The organism is Actinotalea alkalitolerans (assembly GCF_023369855.1).
Taxonomy (GTDB): domain Bacteria; phylum Actinomycetota; class Actinomycetes; order Actinomycetales; family Cellulomonadaceae; genus Actinotalea.
In genome coordinates this window covers 45751-64808 of the sequence record NZ_JAMBPP010000017.1, presented here as the reverse complement: position 1 = coordinate 64808, position 19058 = coordinate 45751, and the positions used below count along the sequence as shown (strand labels likewise).

General features: G+C 68.7%; 18 protein-coding genes. 17 read left to right on the top strand and 1 reads right to left on the bottom strand.

Annotated elements, in window-relative coordinates; translation table 11 throughout:
• The 15 genes from M1R94_RS17730 (at window position 1) to aroQ (ending at window position 16624) form a co-directional block, all read left to right on the top strand.
• Window positions 1-1674 carry a GspE/PulE family protein gene (locus tag M1R94_RS17730; RefSeq protein ID WP_249383061.1) on the top strand — a complete coding sequence of 558 codons (1674 nt, stop codon included), beginning with the start codon at window positions 1-3 and terminating at the stop codon, window positions 1672-1674.
• Window positions 1675-2318: 644 nt separating this feature from the next.
• Entirely contained in the window at window positions 2319-3431 is a 1113-nt protein-coding gene (locus tag M1R94_RS17725) for a type IV pilus twitching motility protein PilT (protein WP_249383060.1), read from the top strand.
• Window position 3432: 1 nt separating this feature from the next.
• Complete coding sequence (locus tag M1R94_RS17720; RefSeq protein WP_249383059.1) at window positions 3433-4662, top strand: type II secretion system F family protein; 1230 nt, start codon at window positions 3433-3435, stop codon at window positions 4660-4662.
• Window positions 4663-4873: 211 nt separating this feature from the next.
• The gene (locus M1R94_RS20570; protein WP_308199931.1) at window positions 4874-5305 is read left to right on the top strand and encodes a type II secretion system protein; all 432 of its coding nucleotides are present in this window, start codon (window positions 4874-4876) and stop codon (window positions 5303-5305) included.
• Between the two features lie 79 nt (window positions 5306-5384).
• The gene (locus M1R94_RS17710) at window positions 5385-7256 is read left to right on the top strand and encodes an Ig-like domain-containing protein (protein ID WP_249383058.1); all 1872 of its coding nucleotides are present in this window, start codon (window positions 5385-5387) and stop codon (window positions 7254-7256) included.
• Window positions 7256-7942 carry a type II secretion system protein gene (locus M1R94_RS17705; protein WP_249383057.1) on the top strand — a complete coding sequence of 229 codons (687 nt, stop codon included), beginning with the start codon at window positions 7256-7258 and terminating at the stop codon, window positions 7940-7942. The genes M1R94_RS17710 and M1R94_RS17705 overlap by 1 nt, the downstream gene beginning before the upstream one ends.
• 83 nt (window positions 7943-8025) lie before the next feature.
• Window positions 8026-9543, top strand: a complete 1518-nt coding sequence (locus tag M1R94_RS17700; RefSeq protein ID WP_249383056.1) for an RICIN domain-containing protein — start codon at window positions 8026-8028, stop codon at window positions 9541-9543.
• Entirely contained in the window at window positions 9483-10367 is an 885-nt protein-coding gene (locus M1R94_RS17695; RefSeq protein WP_308199930.1) for a prepilin peptidase, read from the top strand. Before M1R94_RS17700 ends, M1R94_RS17695 begins: the two co-directional genes overlap by 61 nt.
• A gap of 107 nt (window positions 10368-10474) precedes the next feature.
• Window positions 10475-11536, top strand: a complete 1062-nt coding sequence (gene pilM / locus M1R94_RS17690; RefSeq protein WP_249383055.1) for a type IV pilus assembly protein PilM — start codon at window positions 10475-10477, stop codon at window positions 11534-11536.
• A complete protein-coding gene (locus tag M1R94_RS17685) occupies window positions 11533-12225 on the top strand; it encodes a PilN domain-containing protein (RefSeq protein ID WP_249383054.1) in 693 nt (230 codons plus the stop codon). The genes pilM and M1R94_RS17685 overlap by 4 nt, the downstream gene beginning before the upstream one ends.
• Window position 12226: 1 nt before the next feature.
• Complete coding sequence (locus tag M1R94_RS17680; protein ID WP_249383053.1) at window positions 12227-13027, top strand: type 4a pilus biogenesis protein PilO; 801 nt, start codon at window positions 12227-12229, stop codon at window positions 13025-13027.
• 94 nt (window positions 13028-13121) lie between these two features.
• Window positions 13122-14339: a chorismate synthase gene (aroC, locus tag M1R94_RS17675; RefSeq protein ID WP_249383052.1), complete on the top strand. Its 1218-nt coding sequence runs from the start codon at window positions 13122-13124 to the stop codon at window positions 14337-14339.
• On the top strand, window positions 14336-14998 hold the full coding sequence (locus M1R94_RS17670; protein WP_249383051.1) for a shikimate kinase: 663 nt from the start codon (window positions 14336-14338) through the stop codon (window positions 14996-14998). Before aroC ends, M1R94_RS17670 begins: the two co-directional genes overlap by 4 nt.
• Window positions 14991-16133, top strand: coding sequence for a 3-dehydroquinate synthase (aroB, locus tag M1R94_RS17665; protein ID WP_249383050.1), 1143 nt, complete (start codon window positions 14991-14993; stop codon window positions 16131-16133). Before M1R94_RS17670 ends, aroB begins: the two co-directional genes overlap by 8 nt.
• Before the next feature lie 50 nt (window positions 16134-16183).
• On the top strand, window positions 16184-16624 hold the full coding sequence (gene aroQ / locus M1R94_RS17660) for a type II 3-dehydroquinate dehydratase (protein ID WP_249383049.1): 441 nt from the start codon (window positions 16184-16186) through the stop codon (window positions 16622-16624).
• A gap of 55 nt (window positions 16625-16679) precedes the next feature.
• Here the strand turns inward: aroQ and M1R94_RS20860 are convergent, their stop codons facing one another.
• A complete protein-coding gene (locus M1R94_RS20860; protein WP_249383048.1) occupies window positions 16680-17558 on the bottom strand; it encodes a DUF559 domain-containing protein in 879 nt (292 codons plus the stop codon).
• Window positions 17559-17844: 286 nt separating this feature from the next.
• On the opposite strand from M1R94_RS20860, the gene M1R94_RS17650 reads away from it, so the two are divergent.
• Together M1R94_RS17650 and M1R94_RS17645 are read left to right on the top strand one after the other, a co-directional pair.
• Window positions 17845-18459: a hypothetical protein gene (locus tag M1R94_RS17650; protein WP_249383047.1), complete on the top strand. Its 615-nt coding sequence runs from the start codon at window positions 17845-17847 to the stop codon at window positions 18457-18459.
• Window positions 18456-18932 (top strand): hypothetical protein, encoded by a 477-nt coding sequence (locus tag M1R94_RS17645; protein ID WP_249383046.1) that lies wholly within the window; start codon window positions 18456-18458, stop codon window positions 18930-18932. The genes M1R94_RS17650 and M1R94_RS17645 overlap by 4 nt, the downstream gene beginning before the upstream one ends.
• Window positions 18933-19058 lie beyond the last annotated feature (126 nt).

The window sequence follows — 19058 nt, the reverse complement described above, 5'->3', positions numbered from 1 at the left end:
GTGAAGCAGCTCGGCGACATCTTGCTGGACGAGGGCATCCTCAGCGAGGGGCAGCTCATGGCCGCCCTTGACGAACAGGCCGTCCGCGGCCAGTCCCTGGGTCGGGTGCTGGTCGAGATCGGGATGCTGAGCGAGTCCCAGCTGGTGCGCGCGCTGGCCAACCAGGTGGGCATGGAGTTCGTCGAGCTGGGGGACTACCCGGTAGACCGGAACGCCATCGCCCTGGTCCCGAGTGCTCTGTGCCGTCGCTACATCGTCCTGCCGATCGCGATCGCGGACGGCGCGCTCGTCCTCGCCATGGCCGACCCTGGCAACGTCGTCGCCGTCGACGACGTCCGGACGGCCGCCGGAGTCGCGGTCAGGGCGGTCATCGCCACCCACGACGATCTTGTGCAGGCGATCGACCGGTACTGCCGGGCCGACGACGAGATGGATGACCTGACCTCCTCGTTCGAGGAGGAACAGCAGGACAGCCTCGAGATGGACATGTCGCGGTTGGGCGACATCGTTGACGACGCACCCATCGTCCGGTTCGTGAACCTGCTGGTGACCCAGGCCATCCAGGACCGGGCCTCAGACATCCACATCGAGCCGGCCGAGCACGACCTGCGTGTCCGGTACCGCATCGACGGTGTTCTGCACGAGATGCAGCGCTCACCCAAGCAGATCCAGGGTGGTGTCATCTCCCGTCTCAAGATCATGAGCGACATCGACATCGCCGAGCGTCGCAAGCCCCAGGACGGCCGCATGTCCGTCACCCACAACGGGCGCAAGATCGACCTCCGTGTGGCGACCCTCCCGACGGTGTGGGGCGAGAAGGTCGTCATGCGCATCCTGGACAACTCCACCGCGAGCCTGGACCTGCGTGACCTGTCGTTCCTCGAGGACAACTACACGACGTACAAGGAGTCGTACACCAAGCCCTACGGCATGATCTTGGTGACGGGGCCCACCGGATCGGGCAAGTCCACGACGCTCTACGCGACGCTCAACGCGGTCTCGCGCCCCGAGATCAACGTGATCACGGTCGAGGACCCAGTGGAGTACCGTCTCCCCGGGATCAACCAGGTGCAGGTCAACCCCAAGGCAGGCCTGACGTTCTCGGGCGCGCTGCGGTCGATCCTCCGGTCCGACCCCGACGTCGTCCTCCTCGGCGAGATCCGGGATCACGAGACTGCCCAGATCGCCATCGAGGCTGCCTTGACCGGTCACCTGGTGCTGTCCACGTTGCACACGAACGACGCGCCGAGCGCGGTGACACGTCTGATCGAGATGGGGATCGAACCGTTCCTCGTCGGATCGGCGCTGGACTGCATCGTCGCTCAGCGTCTGGCCCGGCGCCTGTGCTCGAAGTGCAAGCAGGCCTATGTGCCCAGCGAGGTCGAGCTCATCGCGGCCCGGTTCCCGTGGAACCCGGGCGAGGAGATCCCGACGATCCATCGACCCGCGGGGTGCAGTGCGTGCTCGAACACCGGCTACCGGGGGCGCCTGGCCGTTCACGAGGTCATGCGGGTGACCGAGGACATCGAACGCCATGCCGTCGCTCACTCCTCGGCTGCGGACATCGCCCGGACCGCGCGGGAGCAGGGGATGATCACGTTGCGCGACGACGGCTGGACCAAGGTCCTCCTGGGTGACACGTCGATCGAGGAGATCCTGCGCGTCGTTGCGTGAGGTGGGTTGGGCGGTTCTGAGGCGGAGAGGTTAAGCGGACGCCTGCGACGGTCGATAGATCGGCGGGAGCGTTCTACGCCAGAACGCCGAGACCGGAGGCCGATCCTGTGAACCAGTTCTACCCCGCGCCACATGGTGCGCCCACGAGCTCCCGCCCGGCGCCGGTCTCAGCTGACGAGGTCGCACCTGGTCCTCCTGCACAGCAGAACCCCGGAGTACGCCAGGGGCCGCCGCCCGGGGGCTACCCCCCCCCGCCTGCTCATCAGGCGAGCCACTCAGCCGGTCACTTGGCAACCTCACCGGCGAGGACCTACCCCGCGGGTCCCTCCAGCGCCCAGCCTGCGGGTCCGCAGCACAGCGCGACGCCGCAGCACCCCTCGGGCCAGCCGCATGTCTTGGGTCAGATGCCCGCCCGGCAGGGTCTGCAGCCGTCTGCCCGTCGAGCAGCACCTGAACCAGCTCGGCCGACGCCGCAGCACCAGGAGGCAAAACCATCGCTGCACCGTCCGACACAAGCGCAGCCGGCACAACCGGGTCGTGAACAGGCACTTCCCATCCGGCCTCAGGGCTCAGAGCGCAGCACGCGAATCGGAATGGCGCAGCTCGCGCAGGAGGGTGATCTCGACCTCGATACCGCTCTGAGGATGATGATCGACCGGGGTGCGTCGGATCTCCACCTGACGGCCGGTGCCCAGCCCATGGTGCGCCTGGACGGCGCTCTCAGGCCGCTCGAGGAGTTCCCGGTCCTGCTTGCGGACTCCCTCCAGCGAAGCCTGTACGCGGTGATCAGCCTCAAGCAGCGGGAGACCTTCGAGCAGAACCTCGAGCTCGACTTCGCCTACGCGGTCCGAGGTGTGTCGCGGTTCCGCGTCAACATGTACAAGCAGCGGGACTCGGTGGGGGCCGCGTTCCGGATGATCCCCTACGAGATCAAGCAACTCGAGGACCTGGGTGTGCCGGCGAGCGTCGCCAACTTCGCGGGGCTGCCCCGCGGTCTCGTCCTGGTGACCGGCCCGACCGGCTCGGGCAAGTCGACCACCCTGGCCGCAATCGTCGACCTGGCGAACCGGACCCGAAGCGACCACATCATGACGGTCGAGGACCCGATCGAGTTCCTGCACCGTCACAAGAAGTCGTTGATCAACCAGCGCGAGGTCGGCGCAGACACACTGTCCTTCGCCAACGCCCTCAAGCACGTCCTGCGGCAGGACCCCGACATCATCATGGTGGGGGAGATGCGTGACCTGGAGACCATATCCGTGGCACTGACGGCTGCTGAGACCGGCCACCTCGTGTTCGCGACCCTGCACACCCAGGACGCGGCGCAGACCATCGACCGCGTGATCGACGTCTTCCCGGCTCACCAGCAGTCGCAGGTCCGCACCCAGCTCTCGAGCGCGATCCAGGGCGTCGTCAGCCAGACCCTGTGCCGCCGGGTCGGCGGTGGGCGGGCCGTGGCGACCGAGGTCATGCTGGCAACGCCCGCGATCCGTAACCTCATCCGCGAGGGCAAGACCCACCAGATCTACTCAGCGATGCAGGCCGGCGCCAAGCAGGGCATGCACACCATGGACCAGCACATCGCCGACCTGGTGCGGGCCAACCGCATCACCTACGAGGCCGGTCTCGAGAAGTGCCACCACGTCGAGGACTTCAACCGGCTGGTCGGCCGTTCGTCGAGCATCGGGCAGGGCATGACCGCAGCGATGCAGGCTGACCCCTCCTCGGCGGGCTACGCGAGCGGGACGGGGGCCTGACATGGCGACCGCGACGAAGGTCTTCGAGTACGCCGTCCGCAACCAGCAGGGCAAGCTGGTCAAGGGTCGGATCGAGGCGAACAACCAGGCTGCGGTGGTCAGCCGGCTCCGGACCATGGGCATCGCCCCGATCTCACTCAACGAGGTCAGCACGGGTGGGCTACAGACCGAGATCAAGATCCCCGGATTGGGGGACCGGATCACGCTCAAGGACCTCGCGATCCTCTCGCGCCAGCTGGCCACGATGATCGACTCAGGGCTGTCGATCCTCCGCGCGCTGTCGATCCTGGCGGAGCAGACCGAGAGCAAGGCGCTGGCGAAGATCGTCGCCCAGGTGCGCAGCGACGTCGAGACGGGTTCGGCGCTCTCGGTCGCCCTGGCCAAGCACCCAGAGGTCTTCCCGCCCCTCATGATCAACATGATCAAGGCCGGCGAGGTCGGCGGGTTCCTCGATCGGGTGCTGGTCTCCATCGCAGAGAACTTCGAGTCCGAGGTCAAGCTGCGCGGCAAGGTCAAGTCGGCCATGACCTATCCCGTCGTCGTGTTCATCATCGCCATCCTGGCGGTCGTGGGCATGCTCCTGTTCATCGTGCCGATCTTCGCCAACATGTTCGCGAATCTTGGTGGCGAGCTCCCGCTGCCCACGAAGATCCTCGTCATCCTGTCGGACTGGATGAAGGTCGGCGGTCCTGTTCTGCTCGTCGCGCTGGTCTTGTTCGGTGCGTGGTGGGGAAAGAACAAGCACAAGCAGGGAGTTCGGGACAAGGTCGACCCGATGAAGCTCAAGGTGCCTATTTTTGGCACATTGTTCCAGAAGATCGCAGTTGCCCGTTTCACCCGAAACTTCGGCACGATGATCCACGCGGGTGTGCCCATCCTCCAGGCCCTCAACATCGTCGGTGCAACCAGCGGCAACGTCGTGATCGAACGCGCGACCAAGGATGTCGGCGACTCGGTGCGCAGCGGAGAGTCGCTCACCGGTCCGCTGTCGAAGCACAGCGTATTCCCGCCGATGGTGGTGCAGATGATGGCCGTCGGCGAGGACACGGGGGCCCTGGACACCATGTTGGCCAAGATCGCTGACTTCTACGACCAGGAGGTCGAGGCGGCGACCGAGCAACTGACCGCCATGATCGAACCCATCATGATCGCGGTGCTCGGGGGCATCGTCGGGACGATGATCATCGCGCTGTACATGCCCATCTTCAACATCTTCGAGCTCATCGAGTGAGCGGCCGTTCCTCCTAACGGGTGAAAAGCGCGGATGCAGGGAACAAACACCTCAAGATCTTCAGAGGCTCGTCCGATGAAGCAGGTGCAAGGCCGAACAAGCGGTATCGGGTCGGCGCACTCGCGGCGTCGGCGCAGTGCCGGAGCATTGCCCGAATCGGACATATCGATTCCTCAAGCCATTCGTACCTGACCTCGAAGGAGAGCACCTCGTGATTGCTCGTATCCGTAAGTCCCTCGACGAGAAGGACCAGGGTTTCACCCTGATCGAGCTCCTCGTCGTCATGATCATCATCGGCATCCTCGCCGCGATCGCCATCCCGGTCTTCCTGAACCAGCGGAAGTCGGCCGTCGACTCCTCGATCAAGTCGGACCTCCGGACGGTCGCCACCGGCCTGGAGACGCACTTCGTCGACAACCAGGTGTACCCGGCCGCCGGTGGGGGCACGGGAACGATCGCTGTCGGCTCCCAGCAGGTCACTCTGAGCACAGGCAACGTCGTGAACTGGACACTGATCGGCACCACTGGCTTCTGCGTCGTCGGGAGCAACCCGGCTGGCAACGCCATCACCGCAGGCACGGCGCCCCACATCACATACAACAGCTTGACCGGTGGCCTGAGCACCACCGCCGCCTGCCCCTGATCGACCACACCTGATGGGCCGGGGCCAACAGCCCCGGCCCATCGGCCGTGCCACTGCCAGGAGAGCCAGAGGAGGGGTTATGCCACGGTCCCGCACCGAGACGCCCGACGCACGGCCAGACGACTCCGGCCTGACGCTGATCGAGGTCATCGTCTCGCTCGTCCTGCTCGGCATCGTCGCCACGGCAGCCCTCTACTTCTTCATCCAGGGCACCCAGACCACCAGTCACCTGCAGCGCTCACAGAACGCGGTCGCCGTCGCCAACGAGGCCATGGAGCGCGCCTACGCCGTCAACCCGATGACCGCCGGCGGGTCGACGATCTCTGGCCTCGCCGTCGGGCGGCGACAGGTCGACGTCGAGGCGGCCTGGTCAGCACTGGCAGCGCTCAACATCGACGGGCTCGACGAGACCTACCCGCTGTGGGACCCGGACACCGGGTTGACCACGTCGGACAACGCGACCGTGCCACTCGTGGTCACCAGAGCTCACTCCGGGCAGCAGTACACCGTCACGACCCTCGTCGGCGTGTGCTACCGGCCGAGCAACGTCGTGTCGACGGACCAGGTCTGCTCGAAGCTCCCAGGTGTGCCGTCGGCCCTGGCTGAGGACGCGACCCCTCCAGGCATGCTGCGGATGCTCCGGGTAACCACAGTCGTGACCTGGCCATCGACCAGCGGGCAGTGCGCGGGCGATCAGTGCAGCTACCACCTCAGTGGTTTGGTCGACCGCTCCTCCGATCTCAAGTGGAACCAGGTCCTCACCCCGATCGCCGTGGACGACTTCGAGGTCTTCCTGCACGGCGAGTCGCGCGCGATCAACGTCCTGACCAACGACCTCCTCGGGCCGGTCACCTCCAACCCCGTGATGATCGTGAGCCCGCCCGCGTCCGGGCAGGGCACCGCGACGGTAGCCACGAACGGCGTCATCACGTACACGGCCCCCACGAGCGGCTCCGGGCGATACACGTTCACGTACCGCATCAAGGACGCGAGTGGCGCGCAGTCCGACCCGGCCACGGTCGAGATCACCCTGCTACCCCTCGCGAGCAACGACACCGCGCTGGTCCTGGGCGGAACCTCCGCGACCGTCAACGTGACGGCGAACGACGTGGGTTCGCCCGCCTTGGTGACCATCACTGAGCCCCCGACCAACGGAACCGCGACGGTGTCCGGGCTCGCCGTCGTCTACACGCCGTCGGTCGCCTCGGGAGGTGACTGGTTCGAGTACCGGTACACGGACACGTCGGGGCAGGAGAGCCCGGTCGCCCGGGTCAACATCTTGATCAACACGATCGTCAGTGGGGACAAGGTCCTCGAGGTCCCGGCCAAGCCAACCAGCACGCCGACCTGGACGGACCTGACACCCAAGCTCCTCGAGGGCAACGCCGACCCCACAGGGTTGAGGGTCACGGTAACGAGCGGGGCTGCGGCCGGCGGAACCCTCCAGGTCGACGGTGTCACCTTCACGGGTGCGCCGCTGACTGGCACAACCGTGCGGTACGACTCGCCGCAGAACACGGCCCTCGAGCGCACCTTCGGCTACGTCCTGACCGACGCCGCCGGGATCTCGTCGGCCCCCGCGACTATGACGGTACGAGTCACCTACTCGGCTCCGCCACCGACCGCGCCGGTCGCGGTGGCGGACGACGTCCGTCTCTCCTCTCAAACCGCGCGGTACGTCCCCGTCGGCCTCAACGACACACCCGGTTCTTTCGTCAGGACGGGAACCGGCGTGCGGATCGACTACACCGGGATGACCGGGGGGTGTGACTTCCGACCTCCCACCGACCAGAACCGGTTGCACCTGGGAGAGATCAGGGTAATCGCCCGGACCACCGGCAACTCCACCTCCTGGCGGGTCTGCAACTTCACGTACTCACTCGTCGACCTGCAGACAGGCCTGCGGTCGGATGTCGCCAGTGCCCGGTTCGAGATCTACGGACGCGACTGATGCGCCTCCTCCGTGGCCGGTCGTCCGAGGACGACGAGGGGATGACGCTCGTCGAGCTCCTCGTGGCGATGGCGATCTTCAGCGTCGTCCTGGCCGTCTTCTTCGGCGGGCTCATGACGATGACGCGCAGCGCAGTTCGCGCACAGGACGTCACCGACTCGGGGGACGCCGTTCGCAAGGCGTTCCAGATGATGGACAAGCAGATCCGGTATGCGAACTCGATCAACTCACCCGGGCCCGGAGCCAGCGGTGCTCACTACGTCGAGTTCCTGACGACGTCCCTGCCTGGAGGGCAGGAGCCGCTGTGCACCCAGTGGCGGTTCGACCCGACCGCCCGGGTGCTCCAGGTCAGGACGTGGCGTGACGTTCCGACTGGTACCAGGTCTGCCTGGAACACCATCGCGACCGACGTGCGCAACGACATGCTCGGGGACCTCGCGGCCGGTATTGCACCGAATCCGCCATTCGTGCTCGAACGCGCCGGAGGCACGCTGACCCGCCAGCAGCTCATGGTCAGCGTGGATGTCGGACGAGGCTCGGCTGGACCGGGTTCGGTGACAGGAGCCGATGTCGCCACCGTCTTCGTCGCCCGCAACAGCTCCTACGAGTCGCCCAGCAACGCCGACCTCAACGGCGACGGAGTGAGCGACACCTTCATCTGCACGAGCCACCTGGAGCGCCCATGACAACCCTGACGTCAACGGCTTCGCGCGTCTTGAGCCGGTTCCGGTTGTGCCGCTCGGCGCGTGACTCCGAGGGTGGGGTGGCGATGGTGACCACTCTGATCGCGATCCTGCTGACCGCCATGCTGAGCATGCTCCTGCTGGGGATCATGATGTCGCAGATGATGCCGACGAGCTTCATGCGCACCAGCAGCCAGACGATCTTCGCTGCCGAAGCCGGCGTGAACACGGTGATCGGACAGATCCGGACCGCGGAGGCGCCTGCGGACTTCACCGGAGCGGTCTACGGCGACCGGGCAAAGCTGCCGTGCTCGGCCGAAGGGCCGGTCGATGACGCCGGAGCGAGCCTGACGTACACGGCCTCCATCCAGTACTTCTTGCAGGACCCTACCGGCCGTAGTGCCTCGTGGATCGCGTCCAACGCCCTTGCCTGCACCCCGGGTTCCGGCCCGACGGCCGACCCGAGCTACGCGCTCGTGACCGCCTCGGGGTTGGCCGAGGGTGTCGCAGGGATGGGCGCAGACGCAGGTAACCGCACCGTCCAGGTGACCTACGAGTTCCAGATCACCAACAACAACATCCCTGGCGGCCTGATCTATAGCTTCGACGGGTCGATCACCCCGGATCGCTTCTGTCTGGAGGCGTACTCGGCGAGTGTCGGGTCCCACGTGAGGTACGTCCCGGCGGTCGACTGCGGCACCGACGACGTGCACCAGCTGTGGATCTACGACACCGACTACCAGATCAAGCTCGCCAGTACGACGCTGCCTGGCCTCGGCGTCGATCCTCTGTGCCTGACCGGCCCGGTCGGCGGCAGCCCTCCACAGCGCATCACCCTAAGGGTGTGTGAACCCAAGACTTCCGCGGCGCGGTGGAACCAGCTCTGGAGCTGGGAGGGAGGAGCTCGCTGGCGCGGCCAGCGCGACCCCATCTCCTCAGGGTATGCGAGTACGTGGTTGAGCTCGGGGACCGCGTCAGGTTCGCCCAACGGCCGTGACCTCTGGGTGACGGGAAGTGCCCCGAGCAACAATGAGTGGGGCTCGTTCAATCCTGACCCACGGGTAGGTGCCGGAGCCGCGGGTGAAGACACCCGTCAGATCGTGAACTACCTGGAGTTTGGACGGTGCTTCGACGTCACCAACGAGGACGTCAACTACTCGCACATGATCGTCTACCCGTGCAAGCAGGACCCGATCCCCGGACAGCCCAACCTGCTCTGGAACCACAAGTGGTACTACACCGAACCGGCGAGCAAGGTCGGGTCGAGCGGACCGCAGCAGATCTCGATCCTGCGCCTGAACAGCACGTCGGCGCGCTACTGTCTCGTCTCACCCGGGACAGAAGGCGGCTACGTGTACCTGACCAGCGCGTGCAGCAGTTCGGCTGCCAACCAGAGGTGGACACGGTTCGCCGACACCGGCAGCTATGCGACCTCCTACACGTTCGTGGACAGCTGGGGTAGGTGCGCCTCCCTCGGGGACAAGTTCCTCGGTGCGTTCTCCAAGATCACCACGGCCACCTGCAACTCGGGTCTTGGCCAGAAGTGGAACGCGCCTCCGAGCACGGTGTCCGCCTCGCTCGACGGCTACCAGGAGATCCCCTGAACCTCGCCGAACCTGCCGTCCTGACAGGTCACGCTCAGGCCGCAGTGCTTGCCCTGGTCGCAGGGATCGGGCTGCTCATCGGGTCGTTTCTCAACGTCGTCATCTGGCGTGTCCCCCGCGGGGAGTCTGTGGTTGCCCCACCGAGTGCCTGCCCGCGCTGCGCGCACCCCATCCGCCGTCGGGACAACGTGCCAGTACTGTCATGGCTCGCGCTGCGTGGAAGCTGCCGTGACTGCCACGAACGGATTCCCGTCCGATATCCGTTGGTCGAACTGGTCACGGGAGTCGCCTTCGTCGTCGTCGCGGTCCGATTCGGGCTCGGAACGGACAACGGCTGGGCGGTACCCGCCTACCTATACCTCGCTGCCATCGGCGTGGCGCTCACACTGATCGACCTGGACACCCGTCGGCTGCCCAACGCGATCGTGCTTCCGTCCTACCTCGTCGGCCCCGTCCTGCTCGCGGTCGCCTCGTGGGGGATACAAGACTGGGGAGCGCTCATGCGTGCCGTCGCGGCCGGTGCTGTGCTCTACGTCTTCTACTTCGTCCTGATGGTGGTGTACCCGGTGGGCATGGGTTTCGGTGACGTCAAGCTCGCCGGGGTTCTCGGTCTCTACCTCGGGTGGATCGGCTGGGGCGCATTCGTTGTCGGCGCCTTCGCTGCCTTCCTCCTGGGCGGCGCCTTTGCCGTCGGTCTCCTTGCCAGCGGACGCGCCGGTCGCAAGTCGGGCATCCCGTTCGGGCCATGGATGGTCGGCGGGGCGGCCGTCGGTGTCGTGTGCGGCGAACAGCTCTGGTCGGGATACATCGGTCTGATGTCCTGATTGCCGCCGCGCCGTCAGCCCGTGTGGTCGTTCTTCTCAAGGGACCTGCCAGACCGTCCGATAGGACTGGTGCAGGGCACGAACACATCGGCAGAGGCGGAAGAAACATGGGCAAGACCCGGGTCGTAGGGCTCGACATCGGCTCGACCGCGGTGCGCGCTGTTGAGCTCGAGTTCGGCAGCGGTGGTCCGTCGGGCCGCCACCAGCCGACCTTGGTCCGGTGCGCAGAGATCGCTCTCCCGCCAGGTGCTGTTCAGGACGCCGAGGTCGCCGAGCCGGAGACCGTCGCATCCACGCTCAAGGACCTGTGGCGCCGCGGGAAGTTCAGCACGCGCGACGTGGTGCTCGGGGTCGGCAACCCCCGTGTCGTGGTGCGCGAGCTGGAGCTCCCCTGGGCCCCGATGGCGCAGCTGCGCGCATCCTTGCGGTTCCAGGTGCAGGAGCTGCTCCCGATGCCCGTCGATGAGGCGCTGCTCGACTACTACCCGACTGCCGAGTACCAGGGCTCCTCAGGTCGAACGCTCCAGGGCATGCTGGTCGCTGCCTCGCGGGAGACCGTCCGTTCGAACGTCATGGCCGCGGAGAGCGCGGGCCTGCGACCCGGAATGGTCGACCTTAACGCCTTCGCGCTCCTCCGCGGGATGGCCCGAGGGGAGTTCGCCGACAAGGTCGTCGCACTGGTCGACGTCGGCGCCCGGGTGACCAACGTCATCATCTCGGCGCACGGCGTGCCACGATTCGCGCGCACACTGCCCTCGGGTGGGAACGACGTCACCGACGCGTTGGCGGGGCAGATGCAGATGTCGGGTCCGGATGCAGAACGGCTCAAGCGCGAGATCGGGGTCGGTTACCCGGTCGCTCCCGAGCTCTCCCTAGGGGCCAACGCTGTGAGCGAGGTGACACGGAACCTGGTCGAGGCGATCCGTAACACCTTCGTCTACTACTCGAGCAACAACCCTGGTTCAGGCCTGGACGTTGCGCTCCTGACAGGCGGTGGTGGTCTCCTGCCAGGACTCGCTCAGTACCTGTCGACCGCCAGCCGCCTACCCGTGACCTACGGCGACCCGCTGGCCACCCTGAAGGTCGGAGCAGATGCCCGCAAGCACCTGCCCGAGTCCATCTCCCTGCTGGCCATCCCGGTGGGCCTCGCCATGGGAGTCGCCGCGTGAGCGCCACCTCCGTCGCTCCTGTTCGCACCGCCGCGATGGTGCCCGGAGCTCCCGCACTGCCGCAGGTCAACCTGCTCCCGCCGGAGATCACGGCGGGACGTCGGCTCGGCCGGCTCAAGGCGTGGCTCGGCGTTGCGATCCTCGTGTCGATCTTCCTTGCTGGACTGCTCCTCCTATGGGCCACCTTCAGCGCACGCCAGGCCCAGGCCGAGCTCAGTGATGTCGAAGCCGTGAACCAAGGGTTGCTCGCCGAACAGGCCGAGTACGCCGAGGTGCCCCGCGTCCTCAATCAGCTCAGCGAGGCTCTGACGGCTCGCCGGCTCGGGATGTCGACCGAGGTCAGGTGGCGTCCCTACCTCGCTGCACTGGCTGCGACGTCTCCGACGGCCGTGAGCTTCGACACGTTCTCCGTCGTGGCTGCCACCCCCACGATGGCACCTGTGGGAGCCGCTCACCCGTTGCAGGGCCCCAACGTCGGGACGCTCACCTTCACCGCGCGATCGGTCACCGTCCCGGACACCGCGGCCTGGCTCGACAACCTCGACGCAGTCACCGGGTTCTCCGACCCGTGGATCTCGTCTTCGCAGGTCACCGAAGACGAGGGCGTCTACTTCATCGTGTCGGGTTCGGTGCAGATCACTGAAGACGCCTACGCACAGCGCTTCATCGACATCGACGAGGAGAGCTGACATGGGCACCGCCAAGGCCAGCAGGTGGATCGCAGGCACGGTCGTCGTGGCCCTCCTGATCGTCGCTGGGGTCTGGTTCCTCGCTGTCACCCCCAAGCTCACCGAGGCACAAGAGACCCGCGACATCACCGAGTCGGAACTGGCCCGTCAGGACATCCTGCAGCTCCAGCTCGCCACCCTCAAGAAGCAGTACGAGGACCTCGACAGCTACAAGGCGCAGCTCGAAGCCATCCAGGTCCAGTTCCCGCAAGATGCAGACCTGGCCGACTACCTCCGTGAGATTGATGCTGCAGCGGCGGCGCACGGCGTGACGATCGTGGGGCTGACCCCTGGCCTTCCGCAGCTCGTCGTCCCGCCTGTCTCGGTGGCACCGGTGCCCGCAGCCGAGGAGGCCGACGCGGAAGAGGTTCCGGCCGAGGAGGCCGACGACATCACCCGTGACCCCACCCAGGACGCCGCACCGGAACCGGTCGCCGAAGCGACGCGCCTCGTCGGTATTCCCATGTCGATCACCCTGGTAGGCCCCTATGCCAATGTCTCTGCATTTCTCGAGGCACTCCAGGAGGGCACACGGCGGCTGTATCTCGTGACCAGTCTCAACACCTCCGCGTTGCCGCTCGCCGAGGCATCGGGCGGCAGGCCCGCTACCCAGGCGGGCGATCTGGACATGACGATCGACGGGATGATCTACGTGCTCCCCGCGGTCGACGTGCCAGCGGTCGACGGGGAGGAGCCTGAGGTCGAGCTCGCGCCCTTGCCAGCGAGCGAACGCAACCCGTTCGCACCCGTCGTCGGCAGCTGACCCGACCGCTTGCTCTTGCCGGTTCGCCCCTCGGCCCGCGTCCGCAGCCCGGACGCGGGCCGAGGTGCGTCCGGGGCCGTGGAAGGATCGACCCATGCTGCGCTGGTTGACCTCAGGTGAGTCGCACGGTCCCGCTCTGGTCGGGATCCTCGAGGGCCTGCCCGCCGGGGTCGAGGTCACCACCGACGACGTCCGGGAGAAGCTGGCCCGTCGTCGGCTCGGCTACGGTCGCGGGGCGCGGATGAAGTTCGAGCAGGACGAGGTCCGGATCCTCGCGGGGCTGCGTCACGGGGTGAGCCAGGGCGGCCCGATGGCGATCGAGATCGGCAACACCGAGTGGCCCAAGTGGGTCGACGTGATGTCTCCCGACCCGGTGGCGCCCGAGCGGCTCCAGGTCGACGCCGGCACCGGGGATGTGCGGGAGGTGGCACGCAACCGCCCTCTGACGCGTCCTCGTCCGGGTCACGCGGATCTGGTGGGCATGCGCAAGTTCGGCTTCGCCGACGCTCGCCCGGTGCTCGAACGGGCTTCCGCGCGCGAGACCGCGACCCGCGTCGCTCTGGGCGCCGTGGCGGCCGCGTTCCTCGAGCAGGCCGTGGGCATCCGGCTGGTCTCCCACGTGGTGGCCATCGGTCCGGTGAGCGTGCCCGACGGCGTCGACCTGCCCACCCCGCAGGACGCCGCGGCCCTGGACGCCGACCCGGTGCGGTGCTTCCACGCCGAGTCCTCGGCGGCGATGGTCGCCGAGATCGACGACTGCCACACCGCGGGTGACACCGTGGGCGGCGTGGTCGAGGTCCTGGCCTATGACGTGCCCTCGGGCCTGGGCAGCTACACGCACTGGGACCGTCGGCTGGACGCGCGCCTGGCGGCAGCGCTGCTGGGTATCCAGGCGATCAAGGGCGCCGAGGTGGGCGACGGGTTCCGCACCGCCACCCGACGTGGCTCGCAGGCCCACGACGAGATCGAGCGGGACGAGCAGGGTCGCATCCGCCGGCGCACCAACCGGGCCGGGGGCGTCGAGGGCGGCATGTCCAACGGGGAGGTCCTGCGGGTCCGGGCGGCCATGAAGCCCATCTCGACGGTCCCGCGTGCGCTGGACACCGTGGACGTGGTCACCGGTGAGGTCGCGCAGGCCATCCACCAGCGCTCCGACGTGTGCGCCGTCCCACCGGCCGCGGTGGTCGCCGAGGCCATGGTCGCCCTGGTGCTCGCCGAGGCCGTGCTGGAGAAGTTCGGCGGGGACAGCGTCGCCGAGGTCCGTCGCAACGTCGACGCGTACCTCGCGTCGATCCCCGAGCTGCAGCGGTGACCGGCGCCCCGCACGGACCCCGGGCCGTCCTGGTCGGCCCTCCCGGGTCGGGCAAGTCGACGGTCGCCCGGGCGTTGGCTGCGCTGTGGCACGTGACGAGCCGCGACACCGACGAGGACGTCGAGGCGGTTGCGGGCAAGTCCATCTCGGAGATCTTCGTGGTCGACGGAGAGCCACGGTTCCGCGAGCTCGAGCGTGAGGCCGTGACCACGGCCCTGGCGACCCACGACGGCGTGCTGGCCCTGGGTGGGGGAGCGGTGCTCGACCCGCACACCGAGCAGGCGCTGCACGCCTACACCGACGCCGGCGGCATGGTCGTCTTCCTGGACGTGTCGCTGGCTCAGGCCGCTCCCCGGGTCGGCTTCAACACCTCACGACCGCTGCTGCTGGGCAACCCCCGCGCGCAGTGGCAGGCGCTGATGGACGCCCGTCGCCCGGTGTACGACAGGGTCAGCACCCTGCACGTCGTCACGGACGGGGTCCGTCCGGGGCAGGTGGCCGCGAAGATCGCCGAGCACGCCCGCGCGCAGCAGCCCGACGCCGAGCAGGTGCCACCGCCCGACCCGACGTCGTCGGCGGCCCCGTCCGCGGCACCCGCCCGGCTCCCCGCGCCGCCACCCGCTCACGCCGCGACCCCGGAGGACGACCAGCATGAGTGAGACCACGCCCCCCTCGACGCCCACCTCGGTCCACGTGCCCGGGGACAGGCCCTACGAGGTGCTGATCGGCAGCCACCTGCTGGGCGAGCTGCCCCGGCTGCTCGGCGACCGCACCCGACGCGTGCTGCTGATCCACCCCGGCGCGCTCGCCACCTCGGCCGAGGCGGTCCGCGAGGACCTCGTCGCCCAGGGCTACGAGACCCTGCTCGCCGAGATTCCCGAGGCCGAGGAGGCCAAGACCGCTCAGGTCGCTGCGTTCTGCTGGCAGGTGCTGGGGCAGGCCGACTTCACCCGCAGCGACGCCATCGTCTCGCTGGGCGGGGGAGCGACGACCGACCTGGCCGGCTTCGTCGCCGCGACCTGGCTGCGGGGCATCAAGGTCGTGCACATCCCGACGACCCTGCTGGCCATGGTCGACGCGGCCGTGGGAGGCAAGACGGGCATCAACACCGCGGAGGGCAAGAACCTCGTGGGGGCCTTCCACCCGCCTGCCGGGGTGCTCTGCGACCTGGAGACCCTCGACTCGCTGCCCCGGCACGACCGCACCGCCGGGCTCGCCGAGGTCATCAAGACCGGCTTCATCGCCGACGAGCGGATCCTCAACCTCATCGAGGCCGACCCCACCGCCCTGACCGGCGAGACCCTCGAGCCGGCCGGCCGTGCCGTCCTGCGCGAGCTGATCGAGCGGTCGGTGGCGGTGAAGGCCCGGGTCGTCGGGCAGGACCTCCGTGAGGCCGACCTGCGCGAGATCCTCAACTACGGCCACACCTTCGCCCACGCCATCGAGCATGTCGAGCGGTACTCGTGGCGCCACGGTGCGGCCGTCAGCGTCGGGATGGTCTTCGTCGCCGAGCTCGCCCGGCTCAGCGGCAGGCTCTCCGAGGACGTCGTGGACCGCCACCGGGCGATCCTCACCTCGGTCGGGCTGCCGGTGACCTACCGCGGGGACCGCTGGGAACAGCTCCTCTCGGCGATGCGCCGGGACAAGAAGACCCGCGGTGACCTGCTGCGCTTCGTGGTCCTCGAGGGCATCGGGCGGCCGACCCGTCTCGAGGGGCCCGACCCGACCCTCCTGGTCGCCGCCTACGCCGAGGTGAGCCGCGAGGCGCCGTCGGGCACCGCGATCTCCCTGTGAGGTCGGCGGGCCGGTCGGAACGGGCCGCGGCGATCCCCTAGCCTTGCGCCATGACCCGTGTTCTGGTGCTCAACGGACCCAACCTCGGACGGCTCGGGGTGCGTGAGCCGGAGGTCTACGGGTCGGCGACCCTCGCGGACCTCGTCCAGGCCACCCAGCGCTGGGGGACCGAGTCGGGACTGGACGTCGAGGTCCGCCAGACGGACGACGAGTCCGAGCTCGTGGGCTGGATCCACGAGGCGGTCGACACCGGTGCGCACGTCGTGATCAACCCGGCGGCGTTCACCCACTACTCCTACGCGCTGCGGGACGCCGCCGCGCAGATCACCACCGCGGGGCTGCTCCTGGTCGAGGTGCACCTGTCCAACCCCGCCGCCCGCGAGGCCTTCCGGCAGCACAGCGTCATCGGCCCGGTCGCGACCGGCACCGTCGCGGGCTTCGGCCTCGACTCCTACCGCCTGGCCCTGTCGGCCATCGCCGCGCGCCTCTGAGCCTCGTCGCTCGCGAGATCGCGCGAGGTCTGCGTCGCTGAGAACAGCAGGAACCTCACCGGATCGTGTGTGCCCGCAGGCGGGTGCGGGTCACCGTGTGGAGCACGGTGTTGGGGCGGTCGGTGAGGTCGTGCCAGGTGAAGCGCAGGACGGTGAACCCTGCGGCGACCAGCCGGTTCTGCCGGGTCCGGTCCCGCTGGAACTGCGCGCCCTGGTGGTAGGCCTGTCCGTCCACCTCGAGCACCAGCTTCTCGGCGCGGAACAGCACGTCGGCGTTGCCGATGATGCCTGTGTCGTCCCTCAGGGTCTGGTCGGCCTGCCATCCGGCGACGCCGCCGCGCTCGAGGATGGTGTGCAGGCGGCGCTCGGCGAGGCTCATCGCCCCGCCCCGGGTGGTGGCGAGCAGGGCACGACGACGGACGTTCCCGGCAAGACCCGGGCGTTCGCTGAGCAGCCGCTCAAGGTGGGCATGGGTGAGCACGCGGCGGGTGAGCACCCAGACGAGCAAGGACTCGCTCTCCCGCTCGGGCAGGTGTCCCAGGAGGTCCAGGACGGTCCGAGGCAGCGTGGTCAGGGCGAAGCCGGCGAAGCGCAGGACGTCGTCCTCGGGCAGAGCGACCCGTAGCGGTTCCAGCCGTGCGCGGGCGCGTCGGCCGTGCGGGACGATCGCGTGGACCCTGCCCGTGAGGTCGACCGGAAGGCCATGGACCCTCGCCGCCGCCCGGCGGCAGACCACGGCATCGGGCCAGGTGAGGCACGCCGCCCAGACCGGGACCATCGGGTCCCGTCGTGCGTCGAGGTCTCGGTGCCGCAGGGCTGACCCGGCCACCGGGACCCACAGCCGGGTGGAGCGGCGGTGGCGCACCTGCCCGATCGTCATTCCCGCCGACAGCGCCTGAGCCGCGGTGAAGACCGAGGACTGCCCGTTGGCCACCGGGGGGATCCACTCGGATGCAGGAGGTGGCCGCACCGCCCCACCCTCCCGCACATCCCGACGCCACCACCACGCCCCCTCGGCCCCTGTGCACAACCTGCCCCGCCCGCCCCTCCCGACCCAGCCCCACCCGCCCGCCCCCACCCCGCGGGCTGCCGGATCGCGCGAGGTCTAGGTCGCTCAGAGCGACCGAAACCTCGCCGGACCGCGCGAGGGCGTGGGGTTGATGGGGGTGGGTTAAGGCTGGGGGCTTGAGGGGGCGGGATCTAGGGTCTAGCCTTGAGCGATGTTCGTACTGACGGTCGACCAGGACGCCAGCACCACGCGCGGGGACCTCGTGCCTGAGCTGCTCACGACGATGGCCCCGCTCACCGCCGCACTGCCCGGCGTGCTGCGACCCTTCGAGCGGACGGTGGGGGACGAGGTGCAGGCCGTCCTGCGCGACGCCGACGACCTCACGACCGTGACCCTGGCCCTGCTGCGCATCGGCGGGTGGAGCATCGGCATCGGCATCGGGCCGGTGCACGAGCCGCTCCCGGCCTCGAGCCGCGCCGCCTCGGGGGAGGCCTTCGTGCGCGCCCGTGCCGCGGTGGAGCGGGCCAAGGGTCGGGGGAGCGCAGCCCCGGTGGCGGTCGAGGCCGGTGCGGGTGAGACGGGGGCCAGAGGGCGCGAGGCGGAGGCCGTCCTGCGCCTCCTGGGCGGCGTGATCGCGCGACGCTCCGACGCGGGCTGGGAGGCGATCGAGCTGGTCGGTGCGGGCGGTCTGCGGCAGAAGGACGTCGCGGCGCGTCTCAAGATCAGTGAGCAGGCCGTCAGCCAACGGCTGCGTACGGCACTGTGGTCCGAGGAGGTGGCCGTCCGTCCGGTGGTCGCCCGGTTGCTCGCAGAGGGAGACCGATGAACCCCTGGCTCGTCACGCTCATCGGTGCCGCGGCGCTGGCCCTCAGCGCCCTCGTCGGCGCCCCGCTCACCGCCGGGGTGCTCAGGCTCGCCGCGCGATCGGCCGATGCCGGTGGCGAGGAGGGGGCCGCGCTGCGCGACGAGGCGCCGCAGGACGCCCCCCTGTCCGCGGAGCTCACCCGCGACCCCGACCTGGACGCCCGTGTGGGTGACGGCCCGGTGGGTGACCGTTCCCGGGACGCGCTGCGGGGCGGGACGTGGATCGGGATCCTCGAACGCATCGCGATCACCGGGGCGCTGCTCGCGGGCTACCCGGCGGCGATCGCGTTCGTCATCGCGATCAAGGGACTGGGGCGCTACCCCGAGCTGCGGGAACGGCCCTCCGCGTCGGAGCGGTTCGTCATCGGCACCCTCGCCTCGATGCTCTGGGCGGTCGCCGTGGGTGGGGCGTTCCGCGGTCTGCTGACCGGCTGACATCCGCAGGCGACCTGGCTGGCCCGTCCGGGGGACACGCCACGCTAGACTTGACGTCGCCCTCATGCCGTCGCCGGTCCCCACCGTCCCGCGCTGCCCTGGCAGCCTGCGGTGATCCGCTCGGCC

Bases quoted from the DNA above. Each gene is read 5' to 3' on its own strand.
- M1R94_RS17710 (WP_249383058.1), top strand. From the start codon at position 5,385: ATGCCACGGTCCCGCACCGAGACGCCCGACGCACGGCCAGACGACTCC.
- pilM (WP_249383055.1), top strand. From the start codon at position 10,475: ATGGGCAAGACCCGGGTCGTAGGGCTCGACATCGGCTCGACCGCGGTG.
- M1R94_RS17705 (WP_249383057.1), top strand. From the start codon at position 7,256: ATGCGCCTCCTCCGTGGCCGGTCGTCCGAGGACGACGAGGGGATGACG.
- aroB (WP_249383050.1), top strand. From the start codon at position 14,991: ATGAGTGAGACCACGCCCCCCTCGACGCCCACCTCGGTCCACGTGCCC.
- M1R94_RS17680 (WP_249383053.1), top strand. From the start codon at position 12,227: ATGGGCACCGCCAAGGCCAGCAGGTGGATCGCAGGCACGGTCGTCGTG.
- M1R94_RS17700 (WP_249383056.1), top strand. From the start codon at position 8,026: ATGGTGACCACTCTGATCGCGATCCTGCTGACCGCCATGCTGAGCATG.
- aroQ (WP_249383049.1), top strand. From the start codon at position 16,184: ATGACCCGTGTTCTGGTGCTCAACGGACCCAACCTCGGACGGCTCGGG.
- aroC (WP_249383052.1), top strand. From the start codon at position 13,122: ATGCTGCGCTGGTTGACCTCAGGTGAGTCGCACGGTCCCGCTCTGGTC.
- M1R94_RS17720 (WP_249383059.1), top strand. From the start codon at position 3,433: ATGGCGACCGCGACGAAGGTCTTCGAGTACGCCGTCCGCAACCAGCAG.
- M1R94_RS17725 (WP_249383060.1), top strand. From the start codon at position 2,319: ATGATGATCGACCGGGGTGCGTCGGATCTCCACCTGACGGCCGGTGCC.
- M1R94_RS17650 (WP_249383047.1), top strand. From the start codon at position 17,845: ATGTTCGTACTGACGGTCGACCAGGACGCCAGCACCACGCGCGGGGAC.
- M1R94_RS17645 (WP_249383046.1), top strand. From the start codon at position 18,456: ATGAACCCCTGGCTCGTCACGCTCATCGGTGCCGCGGCGCTGGCCCTC.